10 protein-coding genes are annotated in these 12,107 nt (G+C 51.6%); 5 read left to right on the top strand and 5 right to left on the bottom strand.

Going from position 1 to position 12,107, the window contains the following annotated elements:
- Nucleotides 1-12: 12 nt before the first annotated feature.
- From egtB to HGH92_RS00810, 4 genes are read right to left on the bottom strand one after another with little or no spacing between them, the layout of a single operon-like run.
- Nucleotides 13-1,161, bottom strand: coding sequence for an ergothioneine biosynthesis protein EgtB (gene egtB / locus HGH92_RS00825; RefSeq protein WP_168868878.1), 1,149 nt, complete (start codon nt 1,159-1,161; stop codon nt 13-15).
- 12 nt (nt 1,162-1,173) lie between these two features.
- Nucleotides 1,174-2,742, bottom strand: a complete 1,569-nt coding sequence (locus tag HGH92_RS00820; RefSeq protein WP_168868877.1) for an ABC transporter permease/substrate-binding protein — start codon at nt 2,740-2,742, stop codon at nt 1,174-1,176.
- Nucleotides 2,729-3,691 (bottom strand): ABC transporter ATP-binding protein, encoded by a 963-nt coding sequence (locus HGH92_RS00815; protein WP_168868876.1) that lies wholly within the window; start codon nt 3,689-3,691, stop codon nt 2,729-2,731. Before HGH92_RS00815 ends, HGH92_RS00820 begins: the two co-directional genes overlap by 14 nt.
- A gap of 43 nt (nt 3,692-3,734) precedes the next feature.
- Nucleotides 3,735-5,114: a mercuric reductase gene (locus tag HGH92_RS00810; RefSeq protein WP_168868875.1), complete on the bottom strand. Its 1,380-nt coding sequence runs from the start codon at nt 5,112-5,114 to the stop codon at nt 3,735-3,737.
- Nucleotides 5,115-5,525: 411 nt separating this feature from the next.
- Here HGH92_RS00810 and dusB point away from each other — a divergent pair, with 411 nt between their 5' ends.
- The gene (gene dusB / locus HGH92_RS00805) at nt 5,526-6,563 is read left to right on the top strand and encodes a tRNA dihydrouridine synthase DusB (RefSeq protein ID WP_168868874.1); all 1,038 of its coding nucleotides are present in this window, start codon (nt 5,526-5,528) and stop codon (nt 6,561-6,563) included.
- Between the two features lie 66 nt (nt 6,564-6,629).
- Here the strand turns inward: dusB and fusA are convergent, their stop codons facing one another.
- Entirely contained in the window at nt 6,630-8,681 is a 2,052-nt protein-coding gene (gene fusA, locus HGH92_RS00800) for an elongation factor G (RefSeq protein ID WP_168868873.1), read from the bottom strand.
- A 555-nt stretch (nt 8,682-9,236) separates the two neighbouring features.
- Here fusA and HGH92_RS00795 point away from each other — a divergent pair.
- The 4 genes from HGH92_RS00795 to HGH92_RS00780 all read left to right on the top strand — a co-directional run bounded on the left by HGH92_RS00795 (nt 9,237) and on the right by HGH92_RS00780 (nt 12,106).
- A complete protein-coding gene (locus tag HGH92_RS00795) occupies nt 9,237-10,070 on the top strand; it encodes an aldo/keto reductase (RefSeq protein ID WP_168868872.1) in 834 nt (277 codons plus the stop codon).
- A gap of 131 nt (nt 10,071-10,201) precedes the next feature.
- Entirely contained in the window at nt 10,202-10,855 is a 654-nt protein-coding gene (locus tag HGH92_RS00790; protein WP_168868871.1) for a FadR/GntR family transcriptional regulator, read from the top strand.
- 12 nt (nt 10,856-10,867) lie between these two features.
- Nucleotides 10,868-11,701, top strand: coding sequence for a sulfite exporter TauE/SafE family protein (locus HGH92_RS00785; RefSeq protein ID WP_168868870.1), 834 nt, complete (start codon nt 10,868-10,870; stop codon nt 11,699-11,701).
- A gap of 9 nt (nt 11,702-11,710) precedes the next feature.
- On the top strand, nt 11,711-12,106 hold the full coding sequence (locus HGH92_RS00780; RefSeq protein WP_168868869.1) for a DUF1634 domain-containing protein: 396 nt from the start codon (nt 11,711-11,713) through the stop codon (nt 12,104-12,106).
- The last annotated feature ends 1 nt before the right edge of the window (nt 12,107 follow it).

Here is a 12,107-nt window from a genome sequence, read left to right as displayed (position 1 = left end):
TTAGATGAAAGCCTATTTTGCCAGCCTGATACCGGTAAACTGCCATCGCAGCGAGGGATGGAAGAAGTTGCGGTAAGTGATGCGGCTATGATGTGGGGGCGTGACTTCTGAGGCGCCCCTGAGTACCATTTGGTTTATCATGAATTTCCCGTTGTATTCGCCGATGGCGCCGGGTGCTTTGGTGAAGCCAGGATAGGGGAGATAGGCGCTTTCCGTCCATTCCCAGCGCGTGCCCCACGACAGTTGTGGGGCAGCAGCTTCCCATTCAAATTCCGTGGGCAGGCGCATACCTTTCCAGGCTGCGAAGGCGGCGGCCTCGTAGTAGCTGATATGGCAGAGCGGAGCATCCGGCAGCAGGGGTTGCAGTCCCTGCCAGTTGTAATGCATCCATTGCCCGTTGATATTGTACCAGTACATCGGCATTTCCACCTGGTTTTTCTTTACCCAGTCCCATCCTTCCGCGTGCCAGTAGCGGAAATCATGGTAGCCGCCGGCCTGTATGAAATCAAGGTACTCAGCATTGGTGACCAGCGCCTCACTGAGACTGTAGTCGCCCAGGTATACCTTATGACGGCCCAGTTCATTATCAAAGCAGAACCCGCCACCGGAAAACCCGATCTCATATATGCCTGCCTTCATCTCTAACCAGGAACCGGTTGTTTTTGTTGCGACAGGAGATGTTTTAGCCGGGTTATAGGCGGGGAAAAGCGGATTGTGACCAAGGATGTATTTGATATCGGTGTACAGCAGTTCCTGGTGTTGTTCTTCATGGTTAAGCCCCAGTGTAATGAGTGCCTGTAGTTCCGGTGCGTGTTCCTTGTCCAGGAAGGCTTCCATGGCCTCGTCCACATGGCGGCGGTACCGCATGATGTCCTCTACCGCAGGCCGGCTCAGATTGCCGCGGTCCGTACGGATCACGCGGGCCCCAACCGATTCGTAGTAACTGTTAAAGACAAAGTTATATTGCGGGTCAAACTCCGTATAGTCTTTCGCGTTAGGTATCAAAATAAAAGTCTCAAAAAACCAGGTGGTGTGTCCGAGGTGCCATTTGGGCGGACTGACATCCACCACCGGTTGCACTACATAGTCTTCTGTTTTGAGCGGTGCGCAAATATCTTCTGTCCGGTTACGTACGGTGAAATAATCTTTTTTCAATTGCATGACTACTGGTGGTTAGTGATGATGCACGTATGTCGCTAAGTCGGATATACTGCTGATATGCAGCCTGGAAGCCTGTTCCCGGCGCATCATCAGCGCGTAGGTATTGTTAAAGCCGATGGGTTGCAGCCATCTGAGCTGGTATTGTTCTGCAAATCCTTTCTTTACATAGTCGTATACTTTTTTGCTGTCTGCGATAATACTGTCTACTGTTTGCTGCGGCGCCTGCAGGATGACCAGCAGGCCGGTGCCGGTATATTCCGGGTACATGTCTATCTGGTCATTGACCAATGCATCGAAGACGATTTTTGTGCCGCCGAGCCCTGTTTTGGTAGTGGCGTTCAGATCGGTATAGCCTTCGATCAGCATTTTGTACATATTGGCCAGAATGTAACCGTCGCCGAAAATTTTGGCACCAATGCGGATGGTGCCTTTGGTGCCGTTCCTGGCCGGTTTCCAGAGCCGGGCCGACACGAGGAAATCTTTGGCCACCTGTTGTGGGTTCTGTTTGAGATAATCCACCCGGTAGTTAAGCTCCGTCATGATGCTATCATTAATTGTACCAGAGAGCTGGTCAAGTGCCGGGGCCAGTTCAGGATATTTTTCCAGCACTGCCTGACGAACAACGGGGGCGGCATAATAAGGCGGAAAAATATGTTTATCATCTTTCAAAACCACCAGGTCAAAAGCTTTTACGCGACCATCGGTACTGCTGCCGCTGATGACGTCCAGCTTTTTCTCGTAGGCAGCTTTATACATGATCATGTCACTGATCACCAGGGTGCGCAGATGAAGGCCGTAGACGTTGCCCAATCCTATAGCGCCGTCTTTGCGGCCCATGAACTCAGGCGTGAAGCCTGCTTTGATGCGGGTGCTGTAGGTTTCGGGCAACAGGTAAAAGGATGACAGCAGGAGCAGTACCGCGGGCAGTACCAGCACTGTTTTCCGAGCCTTGCGCATATTGAGGCGCTGCAGGCGTGACAGTCCCCAGTCGAACAGAATGGCCAGCAACGCCGCGGGAATAGCACCGGCGAGCATCATACGCGTATTGTTGAGTGCGATACCGCCGAAAATAAATTCACCCAGGCCTCCCGCGGCGATATATGCCGCCAGCGTGGCCACGCCCACATTGATGACCGTAGCGGTACGGATGCCGGCCAGGATAACGGGCATCGCCAGTGGCAGTTGTACTTTGAGCAACAGCTGCCGGGGGCTCATACCCATGCCGGTGGCTGCTTCGGTAATGTTGGGGTCTACGCCCAGGATGCCGGTATAGGTATTGCGTACCACCGGTAACAAGGCATACAGAAACAGCGCTACTATCGCCGGTTTGGGACCGATGCCCAGCAATGGTATCATAAATCCCAGCAAAGCGATGCTGGGGATGGTTTGCAGCACGCCGGTAACGCCCAGCACAGGGCCGGCCAGTTTCTTACGGCGGGAGATCAGGATACCGGCGGGCACGCCAATGCAGACGGCTATCAGCACAGAGATAAACGTAAGGCCGGTATGGGTAAGTGTTTGCTCCAGCAGCTTACCGGACTGCTGCCGGACAAAATCAAAAAACGTTTCAGGCGTCTCCATGCTGACTGACAGTTTTTTTATAAGCGGTGATAGCGTTCATCAGCGTGTTTCCGTCGAGGTGTTTCTCTTCACCTCTGAAAGTACTGCTGGCTTTGTCCTGCGTGAGGTTTTCGAGGGTGTCCCAGCAGTTGGTGTCGGCAGACAGCAGGATGCCGTTCATGCTGCCGGCGCCATCGAGGTAGGGCCATATGTCACGAAGCCGGAGGGATTTTAATTCCAGCTCCAGCCGTTGTTTGTCCAGGAAATGCCGCACGAAATCATTGGCCGGTTTAAACAGCAGTTCGGCAGCGGTGCCCATTTGCTGAATACGCCCTTCATTCATGATGCAGATACGGCTGCCCAGTTCAAATGCTTCCTCCACATCATGCGTAACAAGAATAATGGTCTTGCTGTTCAGTTCATCGAGCAGTTTAAATTCTTTTCTTACGCTGATGCGGGTAAGCGGATCGAGTGCGCCGAATGGTTCGTCCATCAGCAGAATGGGCGGATCGGCGGCCAGGGCGCGTGCCAGCCCTACCCGTTGCTGCTGGCCGCCACTGAGTTGCTGCGGATATACGTGGGCGTAGGAGAAGGGCGACAGGCGTAGCTTTTCCATCAGCGCCAGCGCCCGCGAACGGATACGTGCTTTGTCCCATTGCAGCAGCTGTGGCACCACGCTGATATTTTCAAGAACGGTATAATGTGGAAACAGGCCGGTGTTCTGTAATACATAGCCGATATTGCGGCGCAGTGTTTCCGGTGTTTCGTTATTGACAGATTTGCCCTGGATAAAAATTTCTCCCTGATCTGGTACCAGCAACCGGTTGATCATGCGAAGCGTGGTGGTTTTGCCGCAGCCGCTGGTGCCCAGCAGCACCAGTGTTTCACCGGGTTGTACTTCAAAAGACAGATCGTTCACTGCATTTTTACCGTGACTGAAACTTTTTGAAACATGTGATACTTTGATCATAACAGATAGACGGTGTTGGGGAAAATAATACTCAGATTGACCTTTATTTTTCCAGTGTCATAAACAGGTTATTAAGTGATTCCGCGTAGAGGGGATGGGCGAAGATCATTTCCCGTAGCTGCGTTGCCGTTATACCGCCAAGTATGGCCATTTGCAGGACTGACATGATTTCGCCGCCTTCCGTACCGATGACGGCCGCGCCCAGCAGTTGCCCGGTATGCTCGTGTACAATGGCTTTCATAAAGCCGGCTGTTTCGCCGGTTTCGATAGCTCTGGCCACCTTGTCCATACTAAGGTGCGCCACTTTTATCGGGTAGCCTTCCTGTCGGGCGCGTGTTTCAGAGAGGCCGATACGTCCGAGTTGCGGATCGGTGAACATACAGTAGGGCAGCTGCCTTGTTTTGGTGCTGAGTTCTGCTTCTTCAAACAGGTTTTTATAGAGCAGGAGGTGGTCGTTATAGGAGATATGCGTAAAGGCCGGGCCGGGTTTCACGTCCCCTAATGCGTAGATGCCGGGGCAGCTGGTTTCCAGCTGGTCATTGACCTGAACGTACCCTTTTTCATCGAGGGTGACGTTGGTGTTGCTCAGCTGTAATGAAGCCGTTTGTGGCTGTCGCCCTGTGGCCACCAGCAGGTGTGTGCCGGTGATGGTTTGGGATTTACCGCCCGTCTGCAGCTCCACCTGGATGTTACCCTGGCTGCCACTGATTTTTTCCGTGGTAGCGGAAGTGAACACCTGTATGTCTTCCGCTTCGAGGATTTTTTTCATCACCGCCGCCACATCGGGATCTTCTTTGGACATCAGTTGCGGGCTTTTCTCCACGATAGTAACGGCACTGCCCAAACGCCGGTACAACTGTCCCATTTCCAGCGCAATGTAGCTGCCTCCGAGAATGATCAGTTCAGGTGGCACTACTACCTCATCTTGTAAAGTAGTGGAGGTGAAATAAGGCACATCGCGAAGGCCGGAGACCTCCGGGATATGTGGCGCTGCCCCTGTATTGAGGAAAATATGTTCTGCTGCAAGTTCCTGGCTGCCGCCATCATTGATGGCCACGGAGATGGTTTTCACCCCCGTGAATGACGCGGTGCCGTAAAAGACAGTAACGCCCGCTTTTTCGAGGCTTTGGGCGGTGCCATCCCGAAACTGCTCCACGACTTTGTTTTTCCTGGCCACAATGGCCGGCAGGTCAATTGTGTAGCCCATATTATTTATCCCCCAGGTCTCGCTTCGGGACAACAGATGGGCCACCCGTGCGCTGGCAATCATGGTTTTGGTAGGCGTGCAGCCGTCGTTGATACAGGTGCCGCCGAGCTGCCGTTGTTCTATCAGGGCTGTTTTCCAGCCTTTCTCCGCCATTTTCTTCGCCAGGGGATTGCCCCCCTGTCCTGAACCGATTACGATTGCGTCGAATTTCTGCATGACATTTATTTTTTCGTTCACGTCCCAGGGCTGAAGCCCTGGGCTACGATTAGTTTTTCAGGCTATTTAGTGGAAAGGTGTGATATGTGTGGTTTACCTGTTTTCATGGATAATGGTATTTGAAGATGAATTAGATGACTAATCCTAATTTGATTGTTGATTCTTTTGAAATTGCTGTTAGCTACCTGATGATAAATGCTGTAGCTGCCTGGTTTTACTGAGGTCTGATAAACTATTTTCATTTACAGGACCTGAATAACAAATCGTAGCCCAGGGCTTCAGCCCTGGGAACCGGATCAATATTCGTTCCCAAATGGGGTGATAAGGCGTGTTTTTTGACAAACATTTGAATCCGCTGCTTTCTGTGCCCGGTGCAAATGCTGTATCTTTGCGCTCCTGAAAATACAGATTTTGGTTAAGATTGACAACATAACACTGCCCGATTTTCCCTTGTTGCTCGCTCCCATGGAGGATGTAAGCGACCCGCCTTTCCGTGCTGTCTGTAAAGATACCGGGGCTGACCTGATGTATACTGAATTTATATCAAGTGAAGGCCTGATCCGTGATGCGATCCAATGCCGGCGTAAACTGGATATTTTTGAATACGAAAGGCCGGTGGGCATTCAGATTTTCGGAGGTGACGAGGACAGTCTGGCTTTGGCCGCTAAAATCGTGGATGTCACCAATCCTGACCTGCTGGACATCAACTTTGGCTGTCCGGTGAAAAAGGTGGCTGGCCGTGGCGCCGGGGCAGGGGTGTTAAAAGACCTGGACCTGATGGTGCGTCTCACGGACGCAGTCGTAAAGGCCACTAAGCTGCCTGTAACGGTCAAAACACGCCTGGGCTGGGACGATGATACCAAAAATATCGAAGAGGTGGCGGAAAGGCTGCAGGACGTAGGCATCAAGGCATTGGCCATTCATGGCCGCACCCGCTGTCAGATGTACAAGGGAGAAGCCGACTGGACCCTTATTGGAAAAGTGAAGAACAATCCCCGCATCCATATTCCCATTTTCGGTAATGGAGATATCAATTCACCTCAGAAAGCAGTTGAATATAAAAACCGCTACGGGGTGGACGGCATCATGATCGGAAGGGCCGTTATCGGCTACCCGTGGCTGTTCCGCGAAATCAAGCATTATGTGAAGACCGGGGAGTTACTTCCCGGCCCTACGCTGGAAGAACGTATTGCGGTGAGTAAAAAACATTTGCGCCTGTCTGTGGAGTGGAAAGGCCCGGTCGTAGGCATCAATGAAATGCGCGGCTGTTATGCCAACTATCTCAAGGGACTGCCTAATATCAAGGAATTTCGCAGCCGTTTGGTAACGCTTAAGACTGTGGAAGAGGTGGAGACGGTGCTGGATGAAATAGAAGCCTATTACAAAGGCATCGAGATTGAGAAGGCGCCTATTGAAATGATCGATTATCATCAGAAGTGCCCGCTGTAGGCATCAAACTAAATACAGAAAGCCCCGGCGACAGCAATGTCCGTCGGGGCTTTCGTTTTTAGGGGATCAGCGGCTGACCGGCTGATATGCTTCAAAAGTAACCGAGGCGTTGGCCCTTCCGGAGGAAAGCGTACGTAACGTGGTCACGTACCCGAAGAGGTCGGCCAGCGGCACACTGGCGGTGATGTCCTGCACATTGTTTTTGATTTCCATGTGCCTGATCACGCCACGGCGTCTGTTGAGATCGCCGGTGAGCGCGCCGGTATATTCTTCCGGCGTAGTTACTTCCACCGACATCACCGGTTCCAGCATCAGCGGACCGGCTTGTGCCGCGATATTGCGGAAAGCGATCATCGCTACCTGTTCAAAGTCCTGCGCATGGGAGTCGTTGGAGTGGATTTTACCATCGAGCAGCCGGACGCGCATGGCGTGAACGGGGTATCCTTTGAGCGGACCGGTCCTCATTGCTGCTTCAAAGCCTTTGCTGATGGAAGGAATGAATTCCTTCGGTATGGCGCCGCCTTTGATATCGTTGATGAATTCCAGTCCCGGCTTACCGTCTTCCCGCGGCGACAGTTCAAATGTGATGTCTGCAAAGTTGCCGGAGCCGCCGGTTTGTTTTTTTAACACTTCATGATGGGTGACCGGTTGCGTGAATATTTCCTTATACGCAATTTGCGGCGCGCCTTTGTTGACCTGCAGCTGGTATTCTGTTGCCAGTTTCTCCAGCACTACTTCCAGGTGCAGTTCGCCCATGCCTTTGAGAATGGTTTGGCCGGAGGCTTTATCCACTTCAACAGACAGGGTGGGGTCTTCGTCCATCAGTCCTGCCAGCGCTTCGCCGAGGCGGTCAGCGTCTTTGGAGGCTTTCGCTTCCACGGCGTAGCCGATCATCGGTTCGGGGAAACTGATGCGTTCCAGCAATACGGCATGGTCGGGATGGGCGAGCGTATCGCCGGTTTTAACGTCTTTCATGCCTACTACCGCGCCGATGTCGCCGGCGCCTATTTCTGTGACGGGCTCGAACTTGTCGGACATGATGCGCAGCAGGCGGCTGATGCGTACCGTGCGGCCGGTGCGGCTGTTCCATAGCATGTCGCCGGTGCGTAATACGCCGGCGTACACGCGCACTAACGTCAACCTGCCTACGTAGTCGTCCACCATGATCTTAAAGGCCAGCGCTGCCACGTGGGCTTCGGTATTGGCCGGTATGGTGATGGCTTCTCCGGAATCCGGATCGGCGGCATGTACCACGGGAATGTCTTCCGGGGAAGGCAGGTAGGCAGCTACGGCGTTCAGTAGGGGCTGTATGCCTTTGTTTTTATAGGCGGCGCCCGCGAAGGCCGGCACGGCCAGCATGTTGAGCGTAGCGTAACGCATGGCTTCCACGATCAGGTTTTCGCTGATGTTGTCTGGCGAACTGGTGTATTGTTCCAGTAAAGGTTCATACAGGAGCGACAGTTCTTCTATCATGCTGCGACGGGCTTGTATAGCAGATGCCAGCAGTTGTTCCGGTATGTCTTTTTCTTCAAACAGTTTACCGTCGTCATCGTGCCAGAGCAGTGCTTTCATGCGAACGAGGTCTATCACGCCGGTGAAGCTGTCTTCCTGGCCGATTGGCAGTTGCAACGGGATTACATTTGCGTGCAGGCGTTCCCGTATTTCATTAACTACCCGTTGGAAGTCCGCGCCCTGACGGTCCATTTTATTGATCATCACAATGCGTGGCACGCCGTAGTGATCGGCCTGGCGCCATACTGTTTCCGATTGCGGCTGTACGCCGGAGCGGGCACAGAAGACCGCCACCGCGCCGTCGAGCACGCGCAGGGAACGTTCCACTTCGGCTGTAAAGTCCACGTGGCCGGGCGTATCAATAATATTGATCTGGTATTTATCGTCTGCATAATTCCAATAGGTGGTGATAGCAGCAGAGGAGATGGTGATGCCGCGTTTTTCTTCCTGCGGATCGGTGTCCATCATGGTATTGCCGTCATCTACGTTGCCCATTCTGTGTGTAATGCCGGTGTAATACAGCATTCTTTCCGTGAGTGTTGTTTTACCGGCGTCGATATGCGCCATGATACCTATATTTCTGAATCGGGACAATTGTTGTCTCATATAATCATCTTCTTTAAAAATGGAATAAAAAAGCCTCTCATGCGGTAATGAGAGGCATTGCGTTCAGGCAACAGCAAGCCAGACATTACCGGCGTGGCCGGATGTATACCGTCATTGTTGTGATCAATACTTTCATAAGGCAATGATCATTTACAGCATGTAAAACCGTAATTGGAAAAGTGGGGGAGACAAAATAAAAAGGCCTCTTCGGATGAAGAGGCCTCCAGTATGATAATGGGAGTTATTTCATTTGATGATACCTCTTATATCCGGGTTGGATCTGCCTCCCCGTCTTGAATAAAGACAATACGGGTACTTGCAATTACCGCTCTGATAACGGAATCGTTTTTCCTGTTTGTCTGATATGTGAAGGTGTGTTTCATCTTTGTTACGCAAGTAAATTTTTGCGATGCAAATATAGTGATTTTATTTATGCCAACAAAAAAGCCCTTTCAGTTGTCTTCTATTTTTACAGAAAATTCACAGGATTATACCGATAGCATCTGACAGAGAGGATGTACTTTTGCGTAATCATTTCAAGATAAAATATAAACGATGAACATTACAGATCTTACAGGCACCGTGCAGCTGGCCAATGGCGTAAAGATGCCTTATTTTGGATTGGGCGTGTGGCAGACCAATGACGGACAGGAAGTGATAGACGCCGTAACGTATGCACTGGACGCAGGTTACCGGCATATTGACACCGCAGCGATTTACGAGAACGAAGAGGGTGTAGGCACTGCGGTGGCCAACAATAAAGCAGACAGAAAAGATATCTTTATTACCAGTAAAGTATGGAATGCCGACCAGGGATATGATAAGACCCTGAGAGCTTTTGATGAATCACTGGAGAAACTGAAAACCGATTACCTTGACCTCTACCTGATACACTGGCCGGTTAAAGGACAATACAAAGAAACATGGCGGGCACTGGAAAAGCTGTATGCGGACGGCCGCGTGAAAGCCATTGGTGTCAGCAATTTCCTGCAACATCATCTGGAAGACCTGTTCCAGGGCGCCAATGTGCTGCCTATGGTTGACCAGCTGGAGTTTCACCCGTTCCTGGTGCAGCCCGCGTTGCTCGATTTCTGTCGCCAGCATCATATTCAATATCAGGCCTGGAGCCCGCTGATGCAGGGAAAAGTGTTTAAAGTGCCTGAGTTGCAGCAGCTCGCAGAGAAATACGGCGTGTCTGTAGCGCAACTGGTGCTGCGCTGGGATTTGCAGAAAGGCGTAGTGACCATCCCCAAGAGCGTACAGCAGCAACGTATCATCTCCAATGCAGAGATCTTCAATTTTGAGATCACCGCGGAAGATGTGGCAGCTATCGATGCGCTGGACCGTGGAGAGAGAGTAGGCCCTGACCCGGACAATTTTAATTTCTAGGATAAAAGCATTCGGATCATGCTTGTTACTTAGCCGTCTCTTCACAGCAGAGGCGGCTTTTTATTTTTTTTCTGTTAAATCATCTGATGTTTTAAATAAACATCATACCTTTGTGACGTAATGAGTTTTATATGGACCAGACATCGAAACTTTCCAACCGCGTTATCAACGCTATCCAGAAAGACATCTCTCAGGGTATTTATAAGCCGGGGCAGAAGATACCGACAGAACCCGAACTGATGGTGCAATATGCGGTGGGGCGCTCTACTATCCGCGAGGCGGTAAAAACACTGGCCATGTCGGGGATATTGCGGGTACAACAAGGCTCCGGCACCTATGTCAGTGAATCGGTACAGACAGAATCGCTGGACCAGCGGCTGCGGCGGGCGGACTTTGAAGAAATCAACCAGGTGCGGCGCATGCTGGACTATGAAATAGTGAAGCTGGCAGCGCAGCATCATACCAAAGCGTCGCTGACGGAGATGAAGAAATATCTTGACCTGCGTAAAAAAGCGATCCTTGGACAGCAGTACCACGACTGTATGGAAGCGGACATTGCTTTTCACACCGCCATTGCCAAAGCCAGCGGCAATCATGTGCTGGCCGACCTTTATCGCAGTTTCACTGCGGTGATACGGGACTTCTTTGCCAAACGGGACACGGAGAGCATCAGTCACTTTGCAATCAGCCACCATTTGCATGAACAGCTGTATGAAGCCATCAGGAGCGGTAACGTCAAGTTATCGCGGCAGGCCATGGAAGATATACTGGACAACAACTACTAAACATTCCGAAAGATGAACATACTTATTTTCAGTCTGATACTGCTTGCCGGCGCATATGTGGCGGGCCTCTTAGGTTCATTGACAGGACTGGGCGGTGGCGTGGTCGTGATCCCGCTGCTGACGCTGGTCTTTCATGTGGATATCCGTTACGCCATTGGCGCGGCCTTGCTGGCGTCTATCGCCAATTCATCAGGGGCGGCGTCGGCTTATATCAAAGAAGGCATCACCAATGTGCGGCTGGGCATGTTCCTCGAGATCGCCACTACGCTGGGAGCGGTAGGAGGGGCGCTGATAGCCGTTTTTACGCCGACCAATACCATTGCGATACTCTTTGGCGTAGTGCTGATTTTTTCGGCGCTGATGACCGTACGCAAAAAACATGAGCATGCCTTGCAGGAAGGAAGCCGTTTATCTTATGTATTAAAACTAAATGGCAGTTACCCTACACCACAGGGAGAGGTGCCCTACAAGTTGCAGAACATCGGCGGCGGGTTCTCTATTATGTTGCTGGCCGGCGTTTTATCCGGGCTGCTGGGCATTGGTTCTGGTGCGTTGAAAGTGCTGGCCATGGACGGCGCGATGAAAATTCCTTTTAAGGTAAGCACCACCACCAGCAATTTTATGATCGGCGTCACCGCCGCGGCCAGTGCTGTAGTGTATCTCCAGCGTGGCTATATAGATCCGGGGATTGCCTTTCCGGTAGTATTGGGCGTACTGGGCGGCGCCTTCACCGGCGCGCGCTTGCTGACGATCATGAACCCGAAAACGTTACGTTACATTTTCTGTGTGGCCATTTCTTTTGTGGCACTGGAAATGATCTACAACGGATTACATCACCAGTTTTAAACACAAGCCATGAAACTCATCAAAACATTAACAGGCGACCGGGACATAGCTTTACTGGTAGGACAGGTGTTGCGTACCGGTGTGATCACCGCCAGTGCCATCGCTTTTGTAGGCGGCGTATTATATTTGGCCAAACACGGTGCTGACAGTCTCCCTGACTACAGCACTTTTACCGGGGAAGGCAAAGAATACACCACTTTCGGCGGTATTTTCCGTGGGCTGGCCACTTTTAAACCGTCGGCCGTTATTCAGTTCGGCGCCCTGATACTGCTGGCAACACCCATCCTTCGCGTGTTCTTTTCCCTGATCGGTTTTGCCGTAGAGAAAGACCGCATGTACGTGGTGATTACCCTGCTGGTGCTGGGCATCATCCTGTTCAGTATGTTCGGAGGCCTGAAAGTATAAG

Source organism: Chitinophaga varians, from assembly GCF_012641275.1.
Classification (GTDB): domain Bacteria; phylum Bacteroidota; class Bacteroidia; order Chitinophagales; family Chitinophagaceae; genus Chitinophaga; species Chitinophaga varians_A.
This window is presented reverse-complemented; position numbering and strand designations above follow the sequence as displayed.

Bases quoted from the DNA above. Each gene is read 5' to 3' on its own strand.
- HGH92_RS00780 (WP_168868869.1), top strand. From the start codon at position 11,711: ATGAAACTCATCAAAACATTAACAGGCGACCGGGACATAGCTTTACTG.
- HGH92_RS00795 (WP_168868872.1), top strand. From the start codon at position 9,237: ATGAACATTACAGATCTTACAGGCACCGTGCAGCTGGCCAATGGCGTA.
- HGH92_RS00785 (WP_168868870.1), top strand. From the start codon at position 10,868: ATGAACATACTTATTTTCAGTCTGATACTGCTTGCCGGCGCATATGTG.
- HGH92_RS00810 (WP_168868875.1), bottom strand. From the start codon at position 5,114: ATGCAGAAATTCGACGCAATCGTAATCGGTTCAGGACAGGGGGGCAAT.
- HGH92_RS00820 (WP_168868877.1), bottom strand. From the start codon at position 2,742: ATGGAGACGCCTGAAACGTTTTTTGATTTTGTCCGGCAGCAGTCCGGT.
- HGH92_RS00790 (WP_168868871.1), top strand. From the start codon at position 10,202: ATGGACCAGACATCGAAACTTTCCAACCGCGTTATCAACGCTATCCAG.
- HGH92_RS00815 (WP_168868876.1), bottom strand. From the start codon at position 3,691: ATGATCAAAGTATCACATGTTTCAAAAAGTTTCAGTCACGGTAAAAAT.
- egtB (WP_168868878.1), bottom strand. From the start codon at position 1,161: ATGCAATTGAAAAAAGATTATTTCACCGTACGTAACCGGACAGAAGAT.
- fusA (WP_168868873.1), bottom strand. From the start codon at position 8,681: ATGAGACAACAATTGTCCCGATTCAGAAATATAGGTATCATGGCGCAT.